Below are 24,011 nucleotides of genomic sequence, written 5' to 3' on the forward strand. Positions count from 1 at the left end.
ATAAAGGGCAGCAGTGATGGCCGCTACTTATAAACTTCCTGCGATAAGTCATTAGCCTGTCATCACTCTGAAGTGATGCGACACGTGCCAGAAACTACGCCATGACTGAGGGGGTAGAACTTGTATATGTTTTACCCACCGATACGGTCATAGCGAGCCTCTCTTGCAGCACTCGATTTACTGCTCAGGCAGGGCCCAGGCGATGATGCTGTCACCTAACTTGGTTGGGATTCGGTCATGACCGCCAACCACCGCCACCACGTACTGTCGACCCTGGCTCATGTAGGTCAAGGGCGAAGCCTGATTGCCTGCCGGGAGGCGTTCTTCCCAGAGCAGCTCACCGCTTTCGCTGTTGTAAGCCCGCATGAACCGGTCAATAGCGGCGCCGATGAACGTCACGCCGCCAGCGGTTGTCACGCCCGTTGCATCACTCGGCGTACCGATTTCGAAGCGCATCTTGGAGGCGATCCCCCAAGGTCCACTGTCATAGCCTGTGCCGAACGGGCGGCTCCACACGACATCGCGAGTGCGCAGGTCGATACCGGCGATGAAACCCCAGGGTGGCGCAATGCATGGCTGGTCCAGGGATGACATCCACGGGTCTTTAATCGCGCCGTAAGGTAGCCCGGCCTGGACGCGGAAGCCCTGGGCGTTGCCCGGCGACTCCTGGAACGACTTGGCATTGATGGCGTCGAGCTGTTCGCGTGGTACCAGCCCCTGCATATAAGGAAGGCGTTGGTTATTGATGATCAGCAGCCCTCGCTTGAGGTCGACCATCACACCGCCCCAGTTCAAGCCGCCATGATGGCCGGGGAAGATCAGGCTTTGCTGGCCCACGACCGGCGGGGTGAAGATCCCTTCGTAGCGTGCCTGGCGAAATTCGAGGCGACATTGCATCTGATCGAAAGGCGTCAGGCCCCAGGCATTGGCTTCGGTCAGTACTTCCGGTGTTTTCGATGGACGCCCCATGGTGCTCGGCATATCAGGGGACAGTGGCTGGGTGGCTGCGGTGTAGTCTCCCGGGGCGGTGCCCTGTGGGACAGGAGCTTGCACGATATCCACCAGTGGTTCGCCGGTGGCGCGGTCAAGCACGAACAACTGGCCGGATTTGGTCGCCTGGATCACGGCCGGGCGTGGCCCGGCAGCCGTCGGAAAATCAATCAGGCTGGGTTGCGGGCTCAGGTCGTAGTCCCATAGATCATGGTGGACTGTCTGGAAGTGCCAGCGGACTTTACCGGTGGTGGCGTCCAGTGCGACCAGGGACGAGCTGAACGTGTCTTCTTGTGCTGTGCGGGTGCCGCCATAGAAGTCGCCCGCTGCGTTGCCGGTGGTGACATACACCAGGCCAAGTTCATCGTCGGCCGACAGCGGTGCCCACGAGTTGGGGGTGCTGAGGGTGTAGGTCTCGTTGTTACCCGCGGGGGCGTTGGTGTCTGGCCGGCCCAAATCCCAGGCCCACTTCTGTTTGCCGGTTACTGCATCGTAGGCGCGCACCACGCCCGAGGGGGCAGGGCGCACATCCGAGTCGAGTACTCGGCCACCGGTGATCACCACCCCGCGAATGACCAGAGGGGCAGACGTGATACCCGTCGAACCTTTTCTGAAAATGCCCAGCCCGTCTTTCAAATCCGCAAAGCCTGCGTTGCCGAAGTCGGGACACGCCTGGCCGGTCAGGGCGTCTACCGCGCCGAGGCGAATATCATTGGTGCCCCAAATGATGCGCGAGGCGCACAAGCCACTGGCATTGGGGACTTCGAAATAAGAGACACCACGGCAATAGGCGCCGCCATTGGCGAAGTAGTCCGGGTCGACTTTGGAGTCGAATCGCCAGTTCTCCTTTCCAGTGGTGGCATCCAGGGAAATGATGATTTGCTTGGGGGTGCAGGTGTAGAGCGAGTTACCCACCTTGATCGGCGTGGCTTCGTTCAAGTACTTGGTTTTCTCACCGGGTTGCTTCACGTCGCCGTGGTGGTATTCCCAGGCTTTGACCAGGCCCGACACATTCGAAGGCGTGATTTGCGACGCGGCTGAATAGTGGTTGCCCAGGTTGGAGCCTGCATAGGCGGTCCAGTTGGTCTCGGTGTGTGACGCGGCAATATTGCCGTCTGGAGAGGCGATAGAACTGCGGCTGAAGGCGGCGGCGGGGCGTGTGGTGGCGAGCGCCGAGTCGGCAAGGTGAACGCTTTTCGGGAAGAACAGCGGCACCAGGATGGTAGCCCCCATCACCAGCGGCAGCACACCCATAACGGTGAAGTAATGACTTTTTCTGACGTTGGCAAAATCACGCCGTACCACGGGCCAGAACGCCAGGAACGGCACGCTGAGAACCGCCAGCCAGGCCAGGCGTGGAATATAGGCCCAGCCATCGTAACCAGACTCCCACACCGCCCAGGCATAGGTGGCCACAGAGGCTGCGCCATAAAGGTAGAGGCCCAAGGACTTTTTCAGGCCCAAGAGGATGGCCGATAACAACAGCGCGGTGCCCATCATCGCGTAATAGGGTGACCCGCCCGCGGCCATCAGCACGCCGCCTTTATAGGCCAGCATCACGCCAAGCAGGGCAACCACTGTGTTGTACACCCCGAACAGCAGGTTTGAGACTCCCGCTGCACTACCCAACGTCCTTTCGTTCATGGCCACCATCCCTGTGCGATTCGTTACGGATCCGAGTCCGAGCGGCGCGCATGATTGCCTATTGTTGTAACGAAATACAATATGTAGTGAAAAAATTAACTGTTTGGTGATTTTTTTGTATTCTGTTTTGATCAGAAACAATTGTGCTAGGCTGCTTGGCCCGTTATTGGGCGCGGTGATGGCGAAGCTGCGGCACTGACGGGTAGTCAGTGACGTGCTCTAGATTTGGCTTTCTTCTGGCACTGCGCGTTGATCAGTCTTGAGTCGGCCGACTTGATCCAGGTGGCGCCAGAGAAACTGTGCGGCTTCTTCACGCCGATCAGACTCGATGAGGTCGAGCAAATGGATGTGTTCCTGGCATTGCGCCTTAAGACGCGTGCGATCAATGTTGGCCTTGTAGCCCATGAAGCGCCTGAGCTGATTCTGATGGCGTATGGCGTCGATGAAAAAAACATTGCCGGAGCACTGCACGATCATTTCGTGAAACTGGGCACCCAGCTGGAACAGTTGCGCGCGAGACAAGGTCTGGATCTCGCCGTCGATCAAGGCCTGTTGCTGTTGCCTGGCCTGGGCAAACGCGGCGTGATTGACCTGATAACCGGGCTCAAGCAGCGCTGCCGGTTCGATGGCCATCCGGAAACGGTAGCTATGAATATGCGCCTGCGTGTTATGCACGAAGTCCTTGAGGCCCCACCCTTGGCCTGGCTTACGCTCCACCATGGCTTCGCCGGCCAACCGGTTCAGCACCTTGAGCAACTGCCCCCGGGGCACCTCATAGCGTCGCAACAACTGCGCTTCGAAAAAGTGCGCCGGTATTTCTCCGCTCAGAATGTCGTCGACCACGCGAAGGTAAAAGTCCTCGAACGGATCGCTGGCGCAAGGGACTGCGGCTTCCTGAATCTGCCCGGCACCTTGTTTGAGGAAATAGCCACGATTGGGCTCTTGAATGGCAAGGTCCCACTCGGCGAGCAAGGCAAAAACCCGCCGGATCGGCGAGCGCGACACCCCGAGCGCTTGCGCAAATGTCTGCTCGCGCAAGGGCTCACCGGCTTTCATCGAACGGGCGCGAACCATGTCGATGACGCGTGGGGCCAACTGCAGGGCGAGGTCTTTCTTGATCACAGGTTTTATTCCGAATGGTTAGCTTCAGTCCGTTCCCGTCGGGGCAGATGCCCCCACCGCACTGGAGTGGGAAAATACCATACGAAGAGCATGAGTATTTGCACTGACCACTTTCAATCGCGCGGCGCTGGAGCCGCGAATGAGGCTCCAGGCTGATGATTTGTTTATTCCCAGGATGGATAGTTACCCATGCTCAAATTCAATGCTCACCTCGGTTTCCAGTTCAACGAATTGCCTTTTCTGCAACGCATCGAAGCCGCCGCCGCTGCCGGTTTCAGGGCGGTGGAGTTCCCATCGCCCTATGAATTTGACGCCAGCCTGCTCGCCGATCACCTGGCTCAATACAACCTGCCGTTGATTCAGTTCGCAGCGCCGGCAGGTGTTACCAAAGGCATCGCTGCCTTGCAGGGCAAGGAGCAGGAATTTCGCGATGGGCTGCGCGAGGCGGCCCGCTATGCGAAGGCGCTGAACTGCTCGGATGTGCACATCATGTCTGGCGTGACCACGCCCCAGGATGAGAGCGCGCCTGCCTACGCAAGTAACCTGGAATACGCGGTCAAGTACCTCGAAGATCAGGGGTTGCGCGCGCTTATTGAAGTGATCTGCCCGCAGGCGATGCCCGGCTATTACATGTCTGACTTCAACAAGGCGCAACAGGTGCTGGAAACCTTTACGAGTGTCGGGCTGATTCTGGATCTTTACCATGCCCAGCTTTTGACCGGCGACGCAGCCGGGGTACTGGCGCAGTTTTACGACAGGACCGTCCATGTACAAATCGCCGACAACCCGGGGCGTCACGAGCCGGGCACCGGGACCATGGACTTTGCCGCCTTGTTCGCGGCGCTGGAGCAGCGTGGCTACCGAGGATGGATCGGCTGTGAGTACCGCCCATCCGGCACCACGGTTGAAAGCCTTGAGTGGCTTAAGCCGCTGCGGGCCCAGGTGTTGAAACCCTAGGGGTTATTGTGCGGCAGGCAGCAGGAAGCGGGCGATCACCGGCAGGTGGTTGGAAATACGCAACGTATCGTCTTGGCGCACCTTCGCCTCCACGCGTTTGATCCGCGAGCTGTAGAACAGGTAATCCAGGGTGCGATCCGGGCCATCAAGGCTTGGGTCGTTGGGGAAGTGCGTCAGCCATTTCTCACGGTCGATGCCACTGGATTGGCTGTTGCTGGGAATCATCGGGTATTTGTCCCACAGCAGATGCAACTCACTGTCCGGCGAGTACTGGCCGCGCTTGCCAGCGTCCAGGCGCAGGAACTGGCCCAGTGGCAGCAGGTTGAAATCCCCGCCAATCAACCAGGGTGTGCCGCGACCTTCGAGTTTATCCAGCAGTTTTACCGTGCTTGCCACTTGCTCCTGCACCGCGCTGCGCCCAGGTGCGCCGCCGTCCAGGCGGGTGTTGAGCACCGCCAGTTGGCCGCCGTCGCTCAAGGGCAGATATGTCAGCAGCAGAGCTGGCTTGGGTTGGAACTGGCGGCTGATGACGTTGGCATCGGCGGTCGGCAGTTGCAGGCGTTCGGCGTGCTCGATCTGGTAGCGGCTGAGTGTCGCCAGCTTGCGCCCGACGCTGCCGAAGATATGCAGGCTGGGCACAAAGTCGGCTTTCCAGTCGAAGGCCTGGGCGCTGCACGGGTAGAGGTCGACCAGGCGCTCCTGCAATAGCGCAAGCTGGTCCTGATAGTGGGACGGTTTGGCGCCTTCGTCGAGCTCCTGCAACAGCAGGATGTCGGGTTGTTCGTCGCGGATCACCCGGGCCACTTCGTCGAGGCTGAAGGCCATGTCTTCGACGGTAGGGCGATCGTCCGGGCCGCTGCCGTCCGGGGTGTCGTACCAGAACACGTAGTTCTTGCCGGCCAGGTATTGCACATTCCAGGTCATGACCTTGAGCGCCTGCCCCGGCAGCAGCGTCGGCGCACGGGGTGCCACGCAGCTGACGGGCAGGGTTTCTTTGTCGGCAGGGCGCCAGGTCAGGCTGTAGATCAGCGCGGCCAGCAGGCCGACGATGATCAACAGGCTCAACAGGGTGATGCGCAATAAACGGGTCATCGGCTCGGCTTATATGCGTGTCAGAAGAGGCACGGAGCATATCACCGCGCGTCGGCGTCGCCACCGATCAACATGAATAAACGGAACAGCACCACGCTGGTAAACAACTGCAGGAAGCTGTGCGCACTGTCCATCAACAGCCCCAGCAGCGGCGCGGGCTCGGGATACGCCGCTACGCTGGCACCCTTGAGCAGCCACAACGGCGTCATCACGCACAGCAGGCACACCAGGATTCGCCAGAAATGCCCGCGGGTCAGGCGAAAGCTTTCCTTCATCGCCGCCAACGCCGGCATACCGCGCAGCACCAGCAGGTATTCGGCAAACGCCAACACCACCATCAGCCACAAGCCCGGCAGGAAATACAGCGACAGGCCCAGCAATATCAGCAACGTGCTCATGGCCGTCAGCAGGGCGAAGCGCGGCCACAGGCTCAATGCCATGGCCCATACATCCTTGGTGCGTGGCGACTCGCCACGGGTGCGGGCGTCGAGAAACAGGATCAGGGCGCCGGTGTACAGCGGGTACACCAATAAACCCACGACTACGCTGTAGCCGGGAAACGCATCCGGGCCCAGCGTGTGGTCCAGTATTTGTTGCAGCAGGGCTTCGAGGATCACCAACGGCAGGCACAACTGCACGATGGCGCCCAGGTTGCGCTGGGTAAAACGCAAGGAGTCGCGCAAAACGTCTAACGGATTCATCAGGGTCATCACAGGCCTGGAAGCAGAGGGCCACACTTTAACCGATCAGGGTCCAAGGGGCGCAAACGTAAACCTTGAGTAAAGACCATTGAAACAACTCGTAACATCCCCATAACTGGAAGGCACCCGGCCTGATCACAGGCGGGACCGGAATTTTTTATCGGCAATCTAACGAGGTCGCCATGAACAGCGAAGAGCAAACCCTGATCGATGGACTGTTTTCACGGTTGCAGCAAGCCGAAACGGACTCAGCCCCCCGCGACGCCCAGGCCGAAGCGCGGATCAAGGAGCACATGACTCGCCAACCCGCCGCCGGGTACTACATGACCCAGTCATTGCTGGTGCAGGAACATGCGCTCCAGGCTCTGGATGCGCAGAACAAGCAGCAGGCGCAACAGATCCAGCAATTGCAGGACGAACTGCAGCGGGCCAAGTCGGCGCAACCGGCGCCGGCCAGTGGTGGTGGGTTCCTGTCGAGCATCTTTGGCGGTAGCTCCCGCGAGCCACAGCCTGCGCCGAACAACTCCGGTGGCGGCTGGCGTGAGCCGGCGCGGCCGTCGTTCAACCAGCCAGCACCGCAGCAAAACTATCAACCGCCGCAAGCACCGGCTGGCGCACCCGTGGGCAGCGGCTTCCTCGGCGGTGCCATGAAGACCGCTGCCGGTGTGGCCGGTGGTGTGTTGCTCGCCGAAGGTATCAGCAGCCTGTTCCATCACAACTCGCAGCCACAGGTGGTGGAAGAAATCATCGAACAACCGGCACCGGCCAGCGACCAGGGTGACTGGGGCAACGATGACCAGAAGTTTGCCGGCAATGACAGTTGGGGCAACAACTCTGACAACTTGGCTGACAGCGATTATTCCGACGATTCCTCTTCCTTCGGCGACGACGATTCCTTCGTCTGACACCTCTTGGCCCGGGGCGCCACGGCGCTCCGGTCTGATTTTTTCCCGGAAACGCTCCCTTGGCTGGCATACTGGCGCCCTTTCCAGGCGCTGGCGCCTGGCTGTCCATGAGGAAGTGCGGTGAAGAAAATTGCAGTGTTCGCCGATGTACAAAACCTCTACTACACCGTGCGCCAAGCCTATGGCTGCCATTTCAACTACGCTGCCCTGTGGGCTGACATCGGCGCCCGCGGGCAGATCGTCGAGGCCTATGCCTACGCCATCGACCGCGGCGACAGCAAGCAGCAGCAATTCCAGCAGATCCTGCGTAACCTGGGCTTTACGGTAAAACTCAAACCGTATATCCAGCGCAGCGACGGTTCGGCCAAGGGCGACTGGGACGTAGGCATCACCATCGACATCATGGACGCCGCCGACCATGTCGACGAAATCGTGCTGGCCTCCGGTGATGGCGATTTCGACATGCTGCTCGACCGTGTCATTCACAAGCATGGCGTCGAAGCCGTGGCCTATGGCGTGCCCGGGCTGACGGCCAATTCATTGATCCGCGCCGCCAGCCGCTACGTGCCGATCGAAGGCGCGTTGCTGCTCAAATAAATTGTTAGACGGAGTGGGAACAGGTTTGGAACGTATAGCGGTCATCGACTTTGAAACCACCGGCATCACCCCCAGCAGCCACTGCCGGGCTACGGAGATTGGCGTCGTCATCCTCGAGCGCGGACAAATCGTGGACCGCTACCAGAGCCTGATGAACGCCGGCGTGCGCGTACCGGCTTTTATCGAACAACTTACCGGCATCAGCAACGCCATGCTGCGCAGCGCGCCACCGGCTGAGCGGGTGATGAACGAAGTCAATGAATTCGTCGGCACCACGCCCTTGATGGCGCACAACGCCGCCTTCGACCAGAAGTTCTGGGACTTTGAACTGGGCCTGATCCGCCGCACCCGCCTGCAGAAATTCGCCTGCTCCCTGCTGCTGGCCCGCCGCCTGATGCCGGCCGCACCCAACCACAAGCTCGGTACCCTCAACACCTACGCCAAACTGCCCCACACCGGCCAGGCTCACCGGGCGCTGGCGGATGCGGAAATGGCCGCCAACCTCACGGCCCACCTGGCCCAGCAACTGCGCCAGACCCACGGCCTGCGCGAACTGTCCCATGACCTGTTATGCACCTTGCAGAAAGTGCCTGCCGCGAAGATCAATGAGCATCTGAAGAAGCATCGCGGGTTCTAAACCAGCCACCCTCTCAAGCACACCAAAGATCCAAATGTGGGAGGGGGCTTGCTCCCGATAGCAGTGTGTCAGTCAGCTCATCTGTATCTGACCCACCGCCATCGGGAGCAAGCCCCCTCCCACATGGGTTATGTGTCGCCTATCGAGGCTGTGTGCACTCCAACGCCTGGTCCACTACGCCTTTCGCCATTTCCACCAAATGCATCACCGCCCGCTGTGGCGCCTTCATCACCTCACCCGAGGCATGTGCCGTCTCCACCGCGCAATGCAACAAATCCGCCGCATGGGCCAGGGCGTCTTCGAAGCTCAGGTTGTCATTCAGGATAAAGATCGGCGCATCCGGGGCGGATGCCTTGAGGTAGTAGTCGATGGCGCGACGGTGGAGCAGGGCGTCTTCGCTGAGGAAGTCGGTTTTGGACTTGGGTGGATCGGGGGTGACTTTTTTGACCATGGTGAAACTTCTCCGTCAGGTAAGAAGCTGCAACCGATCGCTTGCACACGAATTAGGGTGGCAGCAGTACGCAGGTGTGCAAGACCGAGACGGAGTCCGGTAGATCCGAAGATCTCCCGCGTACAGCTGCCATGACACTTAGCGCCAGAGATACACCCAGGCGTAGAGAGTTAAGGCTATGCGTATTACCGTCGTCGGACTTGCACGTCCGGTCACCGAACATTCGATGACAGGACGAGACTAGCTACCGAATCCGACGGAAACAAGGCCGTGGGATTCTCTCGGAAACGTCCCGCAAATGAAAGAGATTGGTCTTGCGATGAAGCTAATGACGCCATCGGGAGCAAGCCCCCTCCCACATTTTGAAGGTGTTCACAGATCAAGTGTGGGAGGGGGCTTGCTCCCGATGGCGGCAGGTCAGCCAGCATTTTTCCCATTGGCTTCCAACTGCCCCAACGGCACCCTCCGCTCTATGGCGCTGGACAAAATAATCGAGGTCTTGCTGAACCCGAACTTCGCCACTCGATTAATCAGGTCTTCCAGCTGCGGCATGGTGCCTACCGCCGCTTGCATGATCACGCACGGGTCGCCCGTGACCCGGTGGCATTCGGTCAGTTCGGGAATTTGCGCCAGGGCGTCGTACACCTTCTGGCTGCCGTGATTGGTCAGCCGCAGTTCAATTACGCACTGAATCGGCAAGCCGACTTTGGATAAGTCCACTTTGGCCTGGTACCCGGTGATCACTCCACTGGCCTCAAGCTTGGCCACGCGTTCGGCCACGGCGGGGGCGGAGAGGTTTACCGTGCGGGCCAGTTGCGCGTAGGAGGCGCGGCCGTCTTCGAGCAGAGCGCTGAGGAGCATGCGGTCGTATTTGTCCATGGTAAGGCTCCAGTTGCGTGTGGCTTTCGAAAGCACGGGTTATAGCCTTCATAACCATGTTTTGAAAAGTGTATGGGCGGTTTAAACAGGTTTTGTAACTTATGTTTAGCCACCTGCCTTTCTAGAATAAGCCTCCCATTTCCTGCCATAGAGCCGCCCAATGCCTGGCCCACGTCGCTTTCCCTTACCGTTGATCGCCGCCTTTTTTGCGTTGTATGTGATCTGGGGTTCTACTTACCTGGTGATCCGTATCGGCGTGGAGTACTGGCCGCCGTTGTTGCTGGCGGGCATTCGGTTTTGCACGGCAGGCGTGTTGATGTATGGCTTCCTCCGGTGGCGCGGGGTGCCGGCGCCGACATGGCCGCAGTGGAAGGCGGCCGGGATGATCGGCATCTTGTTGCTTACCGTGGGCAATGGCGGCGTCAGTGTGGCCGAACACATGGGCGTGTCGTCCGGCGTGGCCGCGCTGGCGGTGGCGACGGTGCCGCTGTTCACCTTGCTGTGTGGGTTTTTCTGGGGCGCGCGTAATACGCGGCTGGAGTGGGCCGGGGTGATCCTGGGCATCATCGGCATCGCCATGCTCAATATGGGCAGTACCTTGCAATCAAGCCCATCGGGTGCAGTTTTGCTGTTGGTTGCGGCGGCCTCCTGGGCTTTCGGCTCGGTGTGGAGCCGCCACCTGCCACTGCCCCAAGGCGCCATGGCCAGTGCCGCGGAAATGCTCGTGGCCGGCGTGGCGCTGCTGATTGTCAGCGCGCTGTCGGGCGAGCACCTGCAGGCCATGCCGCCGTTGGAAGGCTGGCTGGCCCTGGCATATCTCACGGTATTCGGCTCGATCATCGCCTTCAACGCCTATATGTACCTGCTCAAGCATGTGCGTCCGGCAGCGGCGACCAGCTATGCCTACGTGAACCCGGCGGTGGCGGTGTTGCTGGGGATTGTATTTGTTGGTGAGACCATCGGCCTGGAGGAGGCCTTGGCGATGTTGGTGATCATCAGCGCCGTGTTGCTGATCAGCCTGCCCCAGTGGCGCAAGCCCAAGCCGGAAATAAGGTAAACTGCCGCGCATTACGCCCTTGCGCTGAATTTTTCCTACGGTAACTACATGACTTTCGCCACCCTTGGCCTGATCGAACCCTTGCTGCGCGCCCTTGAGACGCTTGGCTACCAGACCCCGACGCCGGTGCAGGCGCAAGCCATTCCGGCGGTGCTGGCCGGTCGCGACCTGATGGCCGCGGCCCAGACCGGCACCGGCAAGACCGCAGGTTTCGCCTTGCCGCTGCTGCAACTGCTGACCATGGAAGGGCCGAAAGTCGCCGCCAACTCGGCGCGTGCGCTGATCCTGTGCCCGACTCGCGAACTGGCCGAGCAGGTTCACGCCAGCGTCGCTGAATATGCCCAGCACCTGCCGCTGACCACCTACGCGGTGTACGGCGGGGTAAGCATCAATCCGCAGATGATGAAGCTGCGCAAAGGCGTCGACATTCTGGTCGCCACCCCTGGCCGCCTGATCGACCTGTTCCGCCAGAACGCGCTGAAGCTCAACCAGCTGCAAACCCTGGTGCTGGATGAAGCCGACCGTATGCTCGACCTGGGCTTCTCCGAAGAGCTTGCCAACATTTATCGCATGTTGCCGAAAAAGCGCCAGATCCTGTTGTTCTCTGCGACCTTCTCCGATGACATCCGCCTGCTGGCCGGGCAGATGCTCAACGACCCGCTGAGCATCGAAGTCAGTCCGCGCAACGTCGCTGCCAACACCGTCAAGCAGTGGGTGGTGCCGGTGGACAAGAAGCGCAAGCCGGAACTGTTTGTGCACCTGATGCGCAAGGGCCGTTGGAAGCAGGTATTGGTATTCGCCAAGACCCGCAACGGCGTGGACGCCCTGGTGGACAAGTTGCAGGGCCTGGGCATCAACGCCGACGGCATCCATGGAGACAAGCCCCAGGCTACCCGCCAACGCGCACTGGACCGCTTCAAGACCAGCGAGGTGCAAATCCTGGTGGCCACTGATGTGGCGGCCCGTGGCCTGGATATCGAAGACCTGCCACTGGTGGTCAACTTTGACCTGCCGATCGTGGCCGAGGACTACATCCACCGTATCGGCCGTACCGGGCGTGCGGGCAACACTGGGGAGGCGATTTCCCTGGTGTGCGCTGATGAGGTGAACATGCTCTCGGCGATCGAGATGCTGACCCGCCAGACCCTTACCCGCAAAATGGAAGCGGATTTCGAGCCGGAGCATCGTGTACCGGATACCGATGCCAGCGGGCAGGTGGTGAAGAAGCCGAAAAAGCCGAAGAAACCCAAAGCGTCCGGTGGTGGCGGTAAGCGCAACCTGGGCAAGTGGGTGGACAGTGGTGACGTGGCGCCGGCTGAGCCGTCGATCAAGCCGGTGCGCAAGGTGCCGGTGTTTAATACTGGGCCGCGTAAGAAGAAGTGATTTTGCGCTGTGGCTGATGGCCTCATCGGGAGCAAGCCCCCTCCCACACTGGGACTGTATTTCACAGTTCGAAATGTGGGAGGGGCGGTGCGACGATTCGACTTGCTCCCGATGGCGGCTTTGAACCCACCCCAGATCTCAGCGCTCAAGCCACTCCAACATCCCCCGCCCAGCCGCTCTGCCACTGGCAAAACACCCCGTCAGCAAATACCCACCAGTGGGCGCCTCCCAGTCCAGCATTTCCCCCGCACAAAACACCCCAGGCAATGGTTTGAGCATCAACCGCTCATCCAGCGCTTCAAACGGCACACCCCCCGCTGTGCTGATCGCCTCATCCATCGGCCGCGTCCTCACCAATGTCAGCGGCAACGCCTTGATATCCACTGCCAACTGCGCCGGATCGGTGAAGTGTTCAGCGGGCGTCAGCTCGCGCAGCAGGGCGGCTTTCACGCCATCCAACCCCAACTGACTGTGCAAATGCTTGCTCATTGACCGCGAACCCCGGGGCTTGGCCAATGCTGCTTGCACTTTGTCCAGCGGCTTGCTCGGCAGCAAATCGATATGCACCGTGGCCGCACCGCTGCGGTTGATCGCTTCGCGAATCGGCGCCGACAAGGCGTAAATCAAACTGCCTTCAATACCGGTGGCGGTTATCACGCATTCACCCAGCCGAGGCTTGTCATCCCCCAGGCCAATGGCGACGTTTTTCAACGGTGCGCCAGCGAATTTGCTGACCATCAACTCGCTCCACGCCGACACTTCGAACCCGCAGTTGCTCGGTTGCAGGCGCACATAGGGCAGGCCTTTGCCTTCAAACAGGTTCAGCCACGCACCGTCGGAGCCCAGGCGCGACCAACTGCCGCCGCCCAGGGCCAGCAACACCGCGTCGCTGTGGACAACTTTATCGCCGTCCGGGCTGTGGATAAGTAAATCGCCTTCGGCATTCCAACCGGTCCAACGATGCCGGGTGTGGATAACCACACCTTGCTCCCGCAGGCGCTTGAGCCAGGCGCGCAAAAGGGGCGCGGCTTTCATATCGGTAGGAAATACGCGGCCGGAGGTGCCGACAAAGGTCTGGATACCCAGGCCATGGATCCATTCGCACAACGCCTCGGCGCCGAAGCTGCGCAGCAGCGGGGCCATGTGCGGGGCGCGTTCGGCGTAGCGCGACAGAAACGCCGGGTAGGCTTCGGAGTGGGTGATATTCATGCCGCCCACACCTGCCAACAGGAACTTGCGCCCCACTGAAGGCATGCCGTCGTACAGGTCCACCTGCACGCCCGCCTGGCTCAAGACTTCGGCAGCCATCAGCCCGGCGGGGCCGCCGCCGATAATGGAGACGTGGTGGGCAGAAGTCTGAGGCATGGGCAGGGCTACGGTGATGTGAATAGGCCGAGCATTCTACCCGACCACGACGCCGCTGCCTGATCAAAAAACGTACACTTTCCTACAGGCCATGCGGCCACTCGCTTGCAGCCGCTTACGCTCAAGTTATCCACAGGCCGTTCCACAGGCATTGTGAGTAACACCCAGAATTCAATGACAGCCTGATGACGTCCACACCCGCTGCGCGCTGTGATGCAGGATGCCGTGACGACGGGCGAGGGCGGGGCGGTCTTTGCTGTAACCGCCGCCGATCACGCCCATCACCGGTATGTCGCGGCCCAGGCAGTGGCGCATCACGCTTTCATCGCGGGCGGCGACGCCTGCGTCTGTCAGCTTGAGGTAACCGAGGGCGTCGTCCTTGTGTACATCCACGCCAGCGTCGTACAGCACCAGGTCGGGCTGGTAGAGCGGCAGCAAGTAGTTGAGCGCGTCATCCACTACCTTGAGGTAGTCGGCATCGCCCATGCCCATGGGCAGCGGGATGTCCCAGTCGCTTTGGGCCTTGCGTGCCGGGAAGTTCTTTTCGCAGTGCAGCGACACGGTGATGGCCTCCGGTGTGTCGTGGAGGATGCGTGCAGTGCCATCGCCCTGGTGCACGTCGCAATCGAAGATCAGCACGCGATTGACCCGGCCGCTGGCCAGCAGATAGCGGCTGATCACTGCCAGGTCGTTGAAAATGCAGAAGCCCGCCGGATAATCGTAATGGGCGTGGTGGGTACCACCGGCCAAATGGCAGGCCAGGCCATGTTCGAGGGCCTGTTCAGCCGCCAGTATCGAGCCACCCACCGCACGCACGGTGCGCCTCGCCAGGGCTTCGCTCCAGGGCAGGCCGAGGCGACGCTGGTCTTCGCGAGACAGTTCGCCGCCCATGTAGCGCTCGATATACCCAGGTTCATGGGCCAGGGCCAGGATGTCTGCCGGGCACAGCTGCGGGCGCAGCAATTGGCTGTCCTGGGTCAGGCCACTGTCCACCAGGTGGTCACGCAATAGGCGAAACTTGTCCATGGGGAAGCGGTGGTCCGCCGGGAACTCAGGGCTGTAGTCTTCGTGGTAGATCAATGGCAAGGGCATGGGATTTTCTGACGGGAACCTGCGAAGGATCTTAACAGCGCTGTACACTCACGCACATGGCAAGGCAGGGGGACCCATGGAGCCGATACTGGAATTGGAAAGTGCACGCTTGGTGCTGCGCCAATGGCGCGACAGCGACCTGCCGGAATTTGCGCGCATGTGCGCTGACCCGCAGGTGATGCGCTACTTTCCGGCTCAATTGAGCCACTTGGAGAGCGCCGCGCTGATCGGCCGGATTCGCGGGCATTTCGCTGAATATGGCTTTGGTTTCTGGGCGTTGCAGCGCAAAGACACCGGTGAATTTATCGGCGTGACGGGCCTTGCGAATGTCAGCTTCGAAGCGGGCTTCACCCCGGCGGTGGAGATTGGTTGGCGCCTGGCCCGTGAGCATTGGGGCCTGGGCTATGCCAGTGAGGCGGCCTGGACGGCATTGCGCTGCGGCTTTGATCGCTTGCAGTTGGACGAAGTCGTCGCCTTTACCACCGAGGCCAATCTGCCGTCACAAAAAGTCATGCAGGCCATCGGTATGCATTACGATCCGCAGGCAGATTTCGAACACCCCAAAGTCGCAGCCGGTGACCCGCTGCGCCCGCATGTTTTGTACCGCATCACCCGCGCCCAATGGTTGGACACGCTGCACGGATAAGCAGCCCGGAATGCCCTATTGATTGTAGGAGTTGCTCTATGAGCCAAGTATTGGAAGATCTGGTGGACTTGCTGACCCTGGAGCCGATCGAGGAGAACCTCTTTCGCGGCCGCAGCCAGGACCTGGGCTTTCGCCAGTTGTTCGGCGGCCAGGTGCTCGGCCAGTCGTTGTCGGCGGCCAGCCAGACCGTAGAAGAAGCGCGGCATGTGCATTCCCTGCACGGTTATTTCTTGCGCCCTGGCGATGCCGCGTTGCCGGTGGTGTATTCGGTGGACCGCGTGCGCGATGGCGGCAGCTTCAGCACGCGCCGTGTCACCGCGATTCAAAAGGGCCATCCGATCTTTACCTGTACCACCTCGTTCCAGTACGACGAAGCTGGCTTCGAGCACCAGACCACCATGCCGGTGGTGGTGGGCCCGGAGAATCTGCCGTCGGAGCTGGAGCTGACCCAACAGCGTGCGCACCTGATCCCCGAGCACATGCGCGACAAGCTGCTGTGCCCCAAGCCCATCGAAGTGCGCCCGGTCACCGAAAAAGACCCGTTCAACCCGCAGCCGTCCGACCCGGTCAAGTACGTGTGGTTTCGTGCCGACGGCGCCCTGGCGGATTCGCCGGCGCTGCATAAGTACTTGCTGGCCTACGCCTCGGACTTCGGCCTGTTGACCACCTCGTTGCTGCCCCACGGCAAGACCGTGTGGCAAAAAGACATGCAGGTGGCCAGCCTCGATCACGCGCTGTGGTTCCACGCCGACCTGCGTGCCGATGACTGGTTGCTGTACGCCATGGATAGCCCATGGGCCGGCAACTCCCGGGGTTTCTCCCGCGGCAGCGTGTACAACCGCGCCGGGCAACTGGTGGCATCGGTGACCCAGGAAGGCTTGATCCGCCATCGCAAGGACTGGGCATGAGCCTGTCAGACGTTAAACATTGGGTGTTCGACATGGACGGCACGCTGACGGTGGCAGTGCATGACTTTGCCGCCATTCGCGTGGCGTTGGAGATTGCGCCTGAGGACGACATCCTCACGCACCTGGCTGCATTGCCGGCGGATGTCGCGGCAGCCAAACATGCCTGGCTGCTGGAGCATGAGCGCGAGTTGGCGCTGGGTTCGGTCGCGGCCGAAGGTGCCGTTGAGTTGGTAAGGGAATTGGCCGGGCGTGGTTATCGCCTGGGCATCCTGACCCGCAATGCGCGGGAGCTGGCCCATATCACCCTGGATGCGATTGGCTTGGCGGACTGCTTTGCCATTGAGGATGTGCTGGGGCGTGATGACGCGCCGCACAAGCCTGATCCGGGTGGCCTGTTGAAACTGGCGGCGGCCTGGGGGGTAGCGCCGAGCGAGATGGTGATGGTGGGGGATTATCGCTTTGACCTGGACTGTGGCCGGGCGGCGGGGGCCAGGACGGTGTTGGTGAACTTGCCGGATAACCCGTGGCCGGAGTTGGCGGATTGGCATGCCGAGGATTGTGCGGCGCTGCGCCGAATGATCTAACCCAGGCGACGGAGATCAAATGTGGGAGGGGGCTTGCTCCCGATTGCAGTGTGTCAGCCAGCCTATGTTTAGCTGGCACACCGCTATCGGGAGCAAGCCCCCTCCCACATTTTGATTGGGTTCCTTCAGGTGCTACTGGGCAAACAGCACCTTTTCTCCCTCTGGCGAGGTAAACATCTTATCCCCGTCATGCCCCACCCCCGGCACTTCCACCAGCTTGTGACTCAACTGCGGATGGCGCAGTTTGAGGTAGCCAAAGTAGTTGTGCCCACGAATCAGCCGATACGCACCCTGGGTTTCGGCCTCGCAGCTTTTATCCAGTGCCGGGTGGTTGGGGTCGGTGTCCTGCTGGCCCAACAGGTAAGTGATGTCGCGTGAGACGTAGGCTTTTTCCAGTTGCTGGGCGCCTCGGTCACCCACGTAATCGGGCAGCTTTTGCATGCCGTATTTCCAGTCGTTGAAGCTTGGGCAACTGGCCGTATCGAACGGCACCGGCCGCTGCGGGCTGAAGTAGGCGTAGGACGATGGGTTGGCCACCACGTACCGCAGGCTGATGCCTTCGCTCTGCAGCAATGGGTGGTCATGGCCGGTGAGGGCGAAGCGTTGGACGACCTGGCCGCCACCGGAATGCCCGGCGATCACGATTTCCTTCAGCGCCGGGAACAGCTTGCGGTTGCCCAGGTGCTTGATGATCTGGTCCAGAGCGCCATAAGAACTGACCTGCCCAGGCGCGGTGGAAGCTTCGCCAGCCATCCAGTCGTTGCGCTTCCAACGCAATACCTGATTGCCCAGATGGTTACGCTTCACGTCCGATTGATTCAGAAACTGCGGCGCGATCACCAGCGTAGTGCCGCCAACCCCGGCATGGGTGGCGGCGTCGATACCGCTTTGCAGGTAGGTCTGCGCATTGCGCAGGCGGCCATGCACGATGATCAGCGCACGTGTGACTTTGGGCAGCGGCTGGCGCCAGTCCTGGCTCACGCCGAGGCTGAGCTCGCCGGCCTCCAGATGAAAGCGATCGGGGCTGACCACCTTGACGCCGTGTTCGGCCGCCAGGGTGCAGCAGGACACGAACACACCCAGCAGCAACCCCAATCGTTTGATCATTTAGAGACTCTTGGCCGCGAAGGTATCGCATTGAGTGATCTGGCCCTGTGCGAAGCCAGTCTTGAACCAGCGTACCCGTTGCGCCGAGGTGCCGTGGGTAAACGAGTCCGGCACCACGCGCCCTTGTCCCTGTTGCTGCAAGCGGTCATCGCCAATGGCGTTGGCGGCATTCAGGGCTTCTTCGATATCGCCGGGCTCCAGCCAGTTCAGGCGTTTTTGCGCCCGATTGGCCCACACCCCGGCAAAGCAGTCGGCTTGCAGCTCCTGGCGTACCAGCAGGCCGCCATCGCCTTCCATCTGCCGACCCTGTTGGCGCGCCGCCTGGATCTTGGACGAGATGCCGAGCAGGGTTTGCACGTGGTGCCCGACTTCGTGGGCAATCACGTAGGCCTGGGCGAAATCGCCGGCGGCCTGGAAGCGTTGCGACATTTCGCGGAAGAAATCCAGGTCCAGGTAGACCTGCTGGTCAGCCGGGCAATAGAACGGGCCGCTGGCCGAGGTGGCGCCACCGCAGGCGGAGTTCACCCGGCCACGGAACAGCACCAGCTTGGGGTTCTTGTAGGCCAGGCCGTTTTCCTGGAACACCTGGCCCCAGGTGTCTTCGGTATCACCCAACACCGCGCGCACAAAATCGGCGTGCTCATCATTGGCCGGTGGCGCCTGGCGCGATTGCGAACTCACCGACGGCGCCTGTTCCATCTGGCCGGTCAACTGGCCAAGGATCTGCATCGGATCCTGGCCGGTCAGCCAACCAATGCCGACGATCAGCACAATGGCCGTCAGGCTCAGGCCCTTGCCGCCGCCAAAGCGCATACCGCCACCGCCGCCGCCACTGTCATCGCGGGCATCCACCACGTTGTCGCTGCGTCGGCCTTTTTTCCATAGCATGGGAGCATTCCTCTGTGTGCTAACCGTGATTGATTATGGTCGGTATTAACGGCAATAGCCTTCGCCGGTGGTCACGATCAGGCAGTCTTTTTTATCCGCCAGCCATTTCAGGCCGGTGGCGGCGCCGTCTCCGGCGCGCAACAGCTGCGGGCCGTCGGGGCGGGTGAAGGCGATGCCATCTTCGTTCGCTTCACCTTTGAAGATGCCGGCATCGTCGGCGTCGAGGCCGTATTGCATGGTCAGAAGGTAGTGGCCGCGGCCGATGCTGTCGTCCTTGGCGATGGTCAGGTGCAAGCCTTCGACGCCGATCCATTTGCCGACCCATTGATCGGTGGGGGGCGTTTGCGGCACCAGGGTCGCCTGTACAGACGGCGGCGCGGGCTTGGGGGCTTCCTTGGCTTTATCGCAGGCGGTAAGCAGGGCGAGGGCAGAAAGAACAAAGAGGATTTTTTTCATAGCGGCAAGGCCTTGATTAAAAAGTGTGCAACGCCTGGGCGAGCGTGCAGGGTTGGACTCGATTCCAGTGATTTAGTGCGCTGTTCGCCCGCTGTTTGGTTATGCTCTTGGAGCAGGCGCTGGCCCGGCTGCTAGATTACCGGGTTGAGTACCATCGCGTTCAGCCCGCCAGCAAGAGAATTCCATGACTGTCAGTACCCCCCTCTCAGGCGTCAACCATCCCTTCAAAGGCATCCTGCTGATTGTGGTGGCGACGTTCCTGTTCTCCAGCCACGACGCCTTGTCCAAATACCTGGCCGGGTTCTACCCCATTGTGATGGTGGTGTGGGCGCGCTACCTGGTGCACACCCTGCTGATGGCCGGGATCTTCCTGCCGCAATCAGGCTTGCGCGTGCTGCGCAGCAAGCGCCCGGGTATGCAGGTGGTACGTGCCTTGTGCCTGTTGGGCACCAGCCTGTTTTTCACCGCCGCATTGCACTACATCCCATTGGCCGAAGCCACGGCGGTGAACTTCCTCGCGCCGATCCTGGTGACAGCGCTGTCGGTGCCGCTGTTGGGCGAACATGTGACACGCGGCCAGTGGCTGGCGGTGATCTGCGGCTTTATCGGGGTGTTGGTAATCATCCATCCCGGCGGCGAACTGTTCACGCCGGCGGTGCTGTTGCCGTTGTGTTCGGCGACGTTCTTCTGTTTTTACCAACTGTTGACGCGCATCCTCAGTAAGTTCGATACGCCGACCACCAGCAACTTCTTCGCCGGGCTGTGCAATACCCTGGTCATGAGCGCCATGGTGCCGTTCTTCTGGCAGGTGCCGAACCTGTGGCATGGCGTGCTGATGCTGGCACTGGGGACCTGCGGGATGACGGCACACCTGATGCTCACCCAGGCGTTCCGCTTTGCGGCGCCGGCCTTGCTGGCGCCGTTTGGCTATTGCCAGATTGTGTTTGCGGGGTTGTTGGGCTGGCTGGTGTTCAGCCATACCCCCGATACAACCACGGTGGTCGGTATCGGGGTGATCTGCATGAGCGGGTTGGCCGCTGCCTGGCAGCAGCGGCGCAGGTAGGTCAAAGGTCGACGGTAGGAATCTTGCGCGGTGCCATGAAGTACATCCAGGTCAGCGCAATGAAGTACATCGCCGGGATCAGGGTGAACAGCACGGTGTAGTTGTTGTTGGTCACCGTGAGGATATGGCCGACGATCTGGGTCATGAACATGCCGCCGATGGCCGCGCACATGCCGCCGAAGCCGAACACCGTGCTCATCATGTGCTTGGGCGTGTAGTCCATCACCAGGCTCCAGATGTTGGCGGTCCAGGCCTGGTGGGCGCCGATGGCCAGGGAGATGGCGAACACCGCGACCCACAGCTGGCTGGAGCCGGCCGCCATGATCACACCGACTATGCAGCAGGCGAACAGCAGCATCGACAAGAGCCGCGCCTTGATCGAGTTCATCCCGCGGCCGATCAGGAATGACGACAGAATCCCGCCTCCCACGCTGCCGAAGTCGGCGGTCAGGTAAATGATGATCAGCGGAATGCCCATCTGCGTCACGTTGATGCCCAGGTTGTATTGCTGGTTCAAAAACGGCGGCAGCCAGTACAGGTAGAACCAGAACACCGGCGCAGTCAGCGCGTAGGCGATGGCGAAGGCCCAGGTGCCACGCATACGCAGGATGCGGCTGAACGGCGCGCGGGGCTGTTCGGGCTCGACTTCCTGTTGCACGTAGTCCAGTTCCGATTGTTTAACGCTTGGGTGGTCTTCCGGGTTGTAGTACTTCAACCCCCAGAACACCAGCCAGATCGCGCCGAGTGCCGACATGCACAGGAACGCCGCCTGCCAGCCCCACACGTGCAGGATCAACGGCAGCAGCATCGGCGTCATCATCGCGCCGACGTTGGTGCCGGCGTTGAAGATGCCGGTGGCCACCGCACGTTCACCCGCCGGGAACCACAAACGTGTGGTCTTGACGCAGGCGGGGTAGTTGGCGGCTTCGGTCAGACCGAGGATAAACCGGCAGACCATAAAGCCCACCGCCGAAGTGGCCAGACCGTGGGCGCCGGTGGCCAGGCTCCACAGCAGCACGGCGCAAAAGAACACGCGCTTGACGCCTACGCGGTCGATCAGGCGACCTTGCAGCACAAAGCCGATGGCGTAGCCGACCTGGAACCAGAAGTTGATGTTGGCGTAGTCCATCGCCGTCCAGCTCATTTCTTTGGCCAGGATCGGTTGCATCACGCCCAGGGCGGCGCGGTCGATGTAATTCAGGGTGGTGGCAAAAAACACCAGGGCCAGCATGCCCCAGCGCGTTTTACCCACGGCCAGGGCACCGCGGATCTTGTCGCCGATGCCGGCGTGCGGGTTGCCCGGGCGCGTGGCCAGGGCTGGATTTTGCAGAGGCATGAGGTCGTACCCGTTTTTTTGAAATTCTTATGGTGTGTTCTGGGTCTTTGTTACGTGAACGAATTGCCCGGTCGATGGTGCGCAGTGGTTAAAAAGTCGTCAATTCGCCAAACGGGCATAGTGTTCGATAATCGCACCAAAAACTAACCGGTTCGTACATTTTAATTGCTGCCTGTAGGCTGGGGGCGAATAATTTGCCACAAACAACAATTGCCGGGAGTCTTCCATGCAACGTTCTATTGCCACTGTGTCCTTGAGCGGCACCCTGCCGGAAAAGCTTGAGGCTATTGCCGCCGCCGGGTTTGATGGGGTGGAAATCTTCGAGAACGATTTGTTGTATTACGACGGCAGCCCCCGGGAAGTCAGGCAGATGTGCGCCGACCTGGGCATTGCCATCACCTTGTTCCAACCGTTTCGCGACTTCGAAGGATGCCGCCGCGACCGCCTGGCGCGCAACCTGGAGCGCGCCGAGCGCAAGTTTGACTTGATGCAAGAGCTGGGCACCGACCTGGTATTGGTGTGCAGCAATGCCTCGGCCGACAGCGTGGGCGACGAACGTATTCTGCTCGATGACTTGAGCCTGCTGGCCGAACACGCGGGCAAGCGCGGCCTGCGCATCGGCTATGAAGCATTGGCCTGGGGCAAGCATGTGAACACCTGGCAGCAGGTGTGGAACCTGGTGCGCCAGATCGATCACCCAAGCCTGGGCGTGTTGCTCGACAGCTTCCACACCTTGTCGCTCAAGGGCGACCCCAGCGCCATTGCGCAGATCCCCGGCGACAAGATTTTCTTTGTGCAAATGGCCGACGCGCCGATCCTGGCCATGGATGTGCTGGAGTGGAGCCGGCATTTCCGCTGCTTCCCGGGGCAGGGCGAGTTCGACCTGGCGGGCTTTCTTGCTCCAATCATCCAGAGTGGCTACACCGGGCCGTTGTCCCTGGAAATTTTCAACGACGGTTTCCGCGCCGCGCCGACTCGGGCGAATGCGGCGGATGGCTTGCGGTCACTGTTATACCTGGAAGAAAAAACCCGCCAACGCCTGGCTGAACAAGCCCCCGCTGCGCCCGTGGACATCCTGTTTGAAACCCCGGCGGCCAGCGAATATGACGGTATCGAGTTTCTTGAATTTGCCGTGGATGAAAGCCTCGGCGCCAAACTGACCCACTGGCTGGAGCGCCTGGGTTTCGCCAAGGCCGGTCAGCATCGCTCGAAGAATGTGAGCCTGTTGCGCCAGGGTGACATCAACCTGATCCTCAACTGCGAACCCTATTCTTTCGCCCACAACTTTTTCGAGGCCCATGGCCCATCGCTGTGCGCCACCGCGATTCGGGTCAAGGACAGCGCCAAGGCCCTGGAGCGTGCGGTGGCCTACAAGGGCCAGCCTTATCGCGGCCTGGTCGGCCCCAACGAGCTGGAATTGGCCGCGGTGCGTGCGCCGGACGGCAGCCTGATCTACCTGGTGGACCCCAGCGAAGGCGGGCTGTACGACACCGATTTCAACCTGCAAGCGGCCACACCCGCCAGCGGTGGCTTGTTGCGCATCGACCATATGGCCATGGCGCTGCCGGCGGACAGCCTCGACAGTTGGGTGCTGTTCTACAAAAGCCTGCTGGATTTCGAAGCCGATGACGAAGTGGTGCTGCCCGACCCCTACGGCTTGGTGAAGAGCCGTGCGTTGCGCAGCCGTTGCAGTTCGATTCGCCTGCCGCTGAACATCTCCGAAAACCGCAATACGGCGATTTCCCACGCGCTTTCCAGCTATCGCGGTTCGGGCGTGCACCATATTGCCTTCGATTGTGCGGATATTTTCGCCGAGGTGCGTCGGGCCAAAGAGGCCGGCGTGCCGTTGTTGGATATTCCACTCAACTATTACGACGACCTGGCGGCGCGCTTCGATTTCGACGATGAGTTCCTCAGTGAGCTGGCGTATTACAACGTGCTGTACGACCGCGACGCCCAGGGCGGTGAGTTGTTTCATGTGTACACCGAGGCGTTCGAAGGGCGGTTTTTTTTCGAGATCATCCAGCGCAAGAACGGCTATGCCGGCTACGGCGCGGCCAACGTAGCGGTGCGTCTGGCGGCGATGGCCAAGTCGCGCAGTGGGGCGGTACGCCAGGCCCGGCTATAACCGCAGGCAGGTGCTTCCTTCGG

Annotated in this window: 23 protein-coding genes; 11 read left to right on the forward strand and 12 right to left on the reverse strand. The window is 60.9% G+C overall.

The window, feature by feature from the left end:
• Positions 1 to 177: 177 nt before the first annotated feature.
• Positions 178 to 2,634, reverse strand: coding sequence for a membrane-bound PQQ-dependent dehydrogenase, glucose/quinate/shikimate family (locus tag FW800_RS13600; RefSeq protein ID WP_446437799.1), 2,457 nt, complete (start codon positions 2,632 to 2,634; stop codon positions 178 to 180).
• 219 nt (positions 2,635 to 2,853) lie between these two features.
• Complete coding sequence (locus tag FW800_RS13605) at positions 2,854 to 3,756, reverse strand: GntR family transcriptional regulator (protein WP_005791674.1); 903 nt, start codon at positions 3,754 to 3,756, stop codon at positions 2,854 to 2,856.
• A 189-nt stretch (positions 3,757 to 3,945) separates the two neighbouring features.
• Between FW800_RS13605 and FW800_RS13610 the strand changes: the two genes are divergently transcribed.
• On the forward strand, positions 3,946 to 4,713 hold the full coding sequence (locus tag FW800_RS13610) for a hydroxypyruvate isomerase family protein (protein ID WP_032879335.1): 768 nt from the start codon (positions 3,946 to 3,948) through the stop codon (positions 4,711 to 4,713).
• Between the two features lie 3 nt (positions 4,714 to 4,716).
• On the opposite strand, the gene FW800_RS13615 is transcribed toward FW800_RS13610, so the two are convergent.
• On the reverse strand, positions 4,717 to 5,805 hold the full coding sequence (locus FW800_RS13615; protein WP_248161578.1) for an endonuclease/exonuclease/phosphatase family protein: 1,089 nt from the start codon (positions 5,803 to 5,805) through the stop codon (positions 4,717 to 4,719).
• Between the two features lie 41 nt (positions 5,806 to 5,846).
• Complete coding sequence (locus tag FW800_RS13620; RefSeq protein WP_057703350.1) at positions 5,847 to 6,506, reverse strand: YciC family protein; 660 nt, start codon at positions 6,504 to 6,506, stop codon at positions 5,847 to 5,849.
• A gap of 182 nt (positions 6,507 to 6,688) precedes the next feature.
• On the opposite strand from FW800_RS13620, the gene FW800_RS13625 reads away from it, so the two are divergent.
• From FW800_RS13625 to FW800_RS13635, 3 genes are all read left to right on the forward strand, one after another.
• Positions 6,689 to 7,411, forward strand: coding sequence for a DUF2076 domain-containing protein (locus FW800_RS13625; RefSeq protein ID WP_228309010.1), 723 nt, complete (start codon positions 6,689 to 6,691; stop codon positions 7,409 to 7,411).
• Positions 7,412 to 7,531: 120 nt separating this feature from the next.
• On the forward strand, positions 7,532 to 8,008 hold the full coding sequence (locus FW800_RS13630) for a LabA-like NYN domain-containing protein (RefSeq protein ID WP_043050665.1): 477 nt from the start codon (positions 7,532 to 7,534) through the stop codon (positions 8,006 to 8,008).
• A gap of 25 nt (positions 8,009 to 8,033) precedes the next feature.
• Entirely contained in the window at positions 8,034 to 8,645 is a 612-nt protein-coding gene (locus tag FW800_RS13635; protein WP_124401988.1) for a 3'-5' exonuclease, read from the forward strand.
• Positions 8,646 to 8,784: 139 nt separating this feature from the next.
• On the opposite strand, the gene FW800_RS13640 is transcribed toward FW800_RS13635, so the two are convergent.
• The gene (locus FW800_RS13640) at positions 8,785 to 9,096 is read right to left on the reverse strand and encodes a DUF6124 family protein (protein WP_446437800.1); all 312 of its coding nucleotides are present in this window, start codon (positions 9,094 to 9,096) and stop codon (positions 8,785 to 8,787) included.
• Positions 9,097 to 9,513: 417 nt separating this feature from the next.
• Positions 9,514 to 9,975, reverse strand: a complete 462-nt coding sequence (locus FW800_RS13645; protein ID WP_056845799.1) for an Lrp/AsnC family transcriptional regulator — start codon at positions 9,973 to 9,975, stop codon at positions 9,514 to 9,516.
• A gap of 160 nt (positions 9,976 to 10,135) precedes the next feature.
• Between FW800_RS13645 and yedA the strand changes: the two genes are divergently transcribed.
• Both yedA and FW800_RS13655 read left to right on the forward strand, forming a co-directional pair.
• Positions 10,136 to 11,032: a drug/metabolite exporter YedA gene (gene yedA, locus FW800_RS13650; RefSeq protein ID WP_005791660.1), complete on the forward strand. Its 897-nt coding sequence runs from the start codon at positions 10,136 to 10,138 to the stop codon at positions 11,030 to 11,032.
• A gap of 48 nt (positions 11,033 to 11,080) precedes the next feature.
• Entirely contained in the window at positions 11,081 to 12,415 is a 1,335-nt protein-coding gene (locus FW800_RS13655) for a DEAD/DEAH box helicase (RefSeq protein WP_446437801.1), read from the forward strand.
• 138 nt (positions 12,416 to 12,553) lie between these two features.
• On the opposite strand, the gene FW800_RS13660 is transcribed toward FW800_RS13655, so the two are convergent.
• Both FW800_RS13660 and FW800_RS13665 read right to left on the reverse strand, forming a co-directional pair.
• Entirely contained in the window at positions 12,554 to 13,780 is a 1,227-nt protein-coding gene (locus FW800_RS13660) for a TIGR03862 family flavoprotein (RefSeq protein WP_446437802.1), read from the reverse strand.
• A gap of 171 nt (positions 13,781 to 13,951) precedes the next feature.
• Positions 13,952 to 14,872 carry a histone deacetylase family protein gene (locus FW800_RS13665; protein ID WP_005791657.1) on the reverse strand — a complete coding sequence of 307 codons (921 nt, stop codon included), beginning with the start codon at positions 14,870 to 14,872 and terminating at the stop codon, positions 13,952 to 13,954.
• Between the two features lie 76 nt (positions 14,873 to 14,948).
• On the opposite strand from FW800_RS13665, the gene FW800_RS13670 reads away from it, so the two are divergent.
• The 3 genes from FW800_RS13670 to FW800_RS13680 are packed head-to-tail and all read left to right on the forward strand — an operon-like array spanning position 14,949 to position 17,010.
• Positions 14,949 to 15,518 carry a GNAT family N-acetyltransferase gene (locus FW800_RS13670; RefSeq protein WP_032879351.1) on the forward strand — a complete coding sequence of 190 codons (570 nt, stop codon included), beginning with the start codon at positions 14,949 to 14,951 and terminating at the stop codon, positions 15,516 to 15,518.
• A gap of 38 nt (positions 15,519 to 15,556) precedes the next feature.
• Positions 15,557 to 16,426, forward strand: coding sequence for an acyl-CoA thioesterase II (gene tesB / locus FW800_RS13675; RefSeq protein ID WP_005791655.1), 870 nt, complete (start codon positions 15,557 to 15,559; stop codon positions 16,424 to 16,426).
• On the forward strand, positions 16,423 to 17,010 hold the full coding sequence (locus FW800_RS13680) for an HAD family hydrolase (RefSeq protein ID WP_032879354.1): 588 nt from the start codon (positions 16,423 to 16,425) through the stop codon (positions 17,008 to 17,010). The genes tesB and FW800_RS13680 overlap by 4 nt, the downstream gene beginning before the upstream one ends.
• 132 nt (positions 17,011 to 17,142) lie before the next feature.
• On the opposite strand, the gene FW800_RS13685 is transcribed toward FW800_RS13680, so the two are convergent.
• The 3 genes from FW800_RS13685 to FW800_RS13695 are packed head-to-tail and all read right to left on the reverse strand — an operon-like array spanning position 17,143 to position 19,461.
• Positions 17,143 to 18,117 (reverse strand): alpha/beta hydrolase, encoded by a 975-nt coding sequence (locus FW800_RS13685; RefSeq protein WP_446437803.1) that lies wholly within the window; start codon positions 18,115 to 18,117, stop codon positions 17,143 to 17,145.
• Positions 18,118 to 19,005 (reverse strand): KPN_02809 family neutral zinc metallopeptidase, encoded by an 888-nt coding sequence (ypfJ, locus tag FW800_RS13690; RefSeq protein WP_032879358.1) that lies wholly within the window; start codon positions 19,003 to 19,005, stop codon positions 18,118 to 18,120.
• A 45-nt stretch (positions 19,006 to 19,050) separates the two neighbouring features.
• Positions 19,051 to 19,461, reverse strand: coding sequence for a lipoprotein (locus FW800_RS13695; RefSeq protein WP_446437804.1), 411 nt, complete (start codon positions 19,459 to 19,461; stop codon positions 19,051 to 19,053).
• A gap of 184 nt (positions 19,462 to 19,645) precedes the next feature.
• On the opposite strand from FW800_RS13695, the gene FW800_RS13700 reads away from it, so the two are divergent.
• Positions 19,646 to 20,524, forward strand: a complete 879-nt coding sequence (locus tag FW800_RS13700; RefSeq protein WP_446437805.1) for a DMT family transporter — start codon at positions 19,646 to 19,648, stop codon at positions 20,522 to 20,524.
• A gap of 1 nt (position 20,525) precedes the next feature.
• Here the strand turns inward: FW800_RS13700 and FW800_RS13705 are convergent, their stop codons facing one another.
• Positions 20,526 to 21,860, reverse strand: a complete 1,335-nt coding sequence (locus FW800_RS13705; RefSeq protein WP_446437806.1) for an MFS transporter — start codon at positions 21,858 to 21,860, stop codon at positions 20,526 to 20,528.
• A gap of 226 nt (positions 21,861 to 22,086) precedes the next feature.
• On the opposite strand from FW800_RS13705, the gene quiC reads away from it, so the two are divergent.
• Positions 22,087 to 23,988: a 3-dehydroshikimate dehydratase QuiC gene (quiC, locus tag FW800_RS13710; protein WP_228309006.1), complete on the forward strand. Its 1,902-nt coding sequence runs from the start codon at positions 22,087 to 22,089 to the stop codon at positions 23,986 to 23,988.
• Positions 23,989 to 24,011 lie beyond the last annotated feature (23 nt).

Source organism: Pseudomonas sp. 910_23, from assembly GCF_052850795.1.

What these genes read in the sequence shown, in the direction of transcription:
- ypfJ (WP_032879358.1), bottom strand. Translation starts at nt 19,005, where the DNA reads ATGCTATGGAAAAAAGGCCGACGCAGCGACAACGTGGTGGATGCCCGC.
- FW800_RS13620 (WP_057703350.1), bottom strand. Translation starts at nt 6,506, where the DNA reads ATGAATCCGTTAGACGTTTTGCGCGACTCCTTGCGTTTTACCCAGCGC.
- yedA (WP_005791660.1), top strand. Translation starts at nt 10,136, where the DNA reads ATGCCTGGCCCACGTCGCTTTCCCTTACCGTTGATCGCCGCCTTTTTT.
- tesB (WP_005791655.1), top strand. Translation starts at nt 15,557, where the DNA reads ATGAGCCAAGTATTGGAAGATCTGGTGGACTTGCTGACCCTGGAGCCG.
- FW800_RS13685 (WP_446437803.1), bottom strand. Translation starts at nt 18,117, where the DNA reads ATGATCAAACGATTGGGGTTGCTGCTGGGTGTGTTCGTGTCCTGCTGC.
- FW800_RS13640 (WP_446437800.1), bottom strand. Translation starts at nt 9,096, where the DNA reads ATGGTCAAAAAAGTCACCCCCGATCCACCCAAGTCCAAAACCGACTTC.
- FW800_RS13600 (WP_446437799.1), bottom strand. Translation starts at nt 2,634, where the DNA reads ATGAACGAAAGGACGTTGGGTAGTGCAGCGGGAGTCTCAAACCTGCTG.
- FW800_RS13665 (WP_005791657.1), bottom strand. Translation starts at nt 14,872, where the DNA reads ATGCCCTTGCCATTGATCTACCACGAAGACTACAGCCCTGAGTTCCCG.
- FW800_RS13680 (WP_032879354.1), top strand. Translation starts at nt 16,423, where the DNA reads ATGAGCCTGTCAGACGTTAAACATTGGGTGTTCGACATGGACGGCACG.
- FW800_RS13700 (WP_446437805.1), top strand. Translation starts at nt 19,646, where the DNA reads ATGACTGTCAGTACCCCCCTCTCAGGCGTCAACCATCCCTTCAAAGGC.
- FW800_RS13610 (WP_032879335.1), top strand. Translation starts at nt 3,946, where the DNA reads ATGCTCAAATTCAATGCTCACCTCGGTTTCCAGTTCAACGAATTGCCT.
- FW800_RS13705 (WP_446437806.1), bottom strand. Translation starts at nt 21,860, where the DNA reads ATGCCTCTGCAAAATCCAGCCCTGGCCACGCGCCCGGGCAACCCGCAC.
- FW800_RS13625 (WP_228309010.1), top strand. Translation starts at nt 6,689, where the DNA reads ATGAACAGCGAAGAGCAAACCCTGATCGATGGACTGTTTTCACGGTTG.
- FW800_RS13660 (WP_446437802.1), bottom strand. Translation starts at nt 13,780, where the DNA reads ATGCCTCAGACTTCTGCCCACCACGTCTCCATTATCGGCGGCGGCCCC.
- FW800_RS13655 (WP_446437801.1), top strand. Translation starts at nt 11,081, where the DNA reads ATGACTTTCGCCACCCTTGGCCTGATCGAACCCTTGCTGCGCGCCCTT.
- FW800_RS13670 (WP_032879351.1), top strand. Translation starts at nt 14,949, where the DNA reads ATGGAGCCGATACTGGAATTGGAAAGTGCACGCTTGGTGCTGCGCCAA.
- quiC (WP_228309006.1), top strand. Translation starts at nt 22,087, where the DNA reads ATGCAACGTTCTATTGCCACTGTGTCCTTGAGCGGCACCCTGCCGGAA.
- FW800_RS13695 (WP_446437804.1), bottom strand. Translation starts at nt 19,461, where the DNA reads ATGAAAAAAATCCTCTTTGTTCTTTCTGCCCTCGCCCTGCTTACCGCC.
- FW800_RS13615 (WP_248161578.1), bottom strand. Translation starts at nt 5,805, where the DNA reads ATGACCCGTTTATTGCGCATCACCCTGTTGAGCCTGTTGATCATCGTC.
- FW800_RS13645 (WP_056845799.1), bottom strand. Translation starts at nt 9,975, where the DNA reads ATGGACAAATACGACCGCATGCTCCTCAGCGCTCTGCTCGAAGACGGC.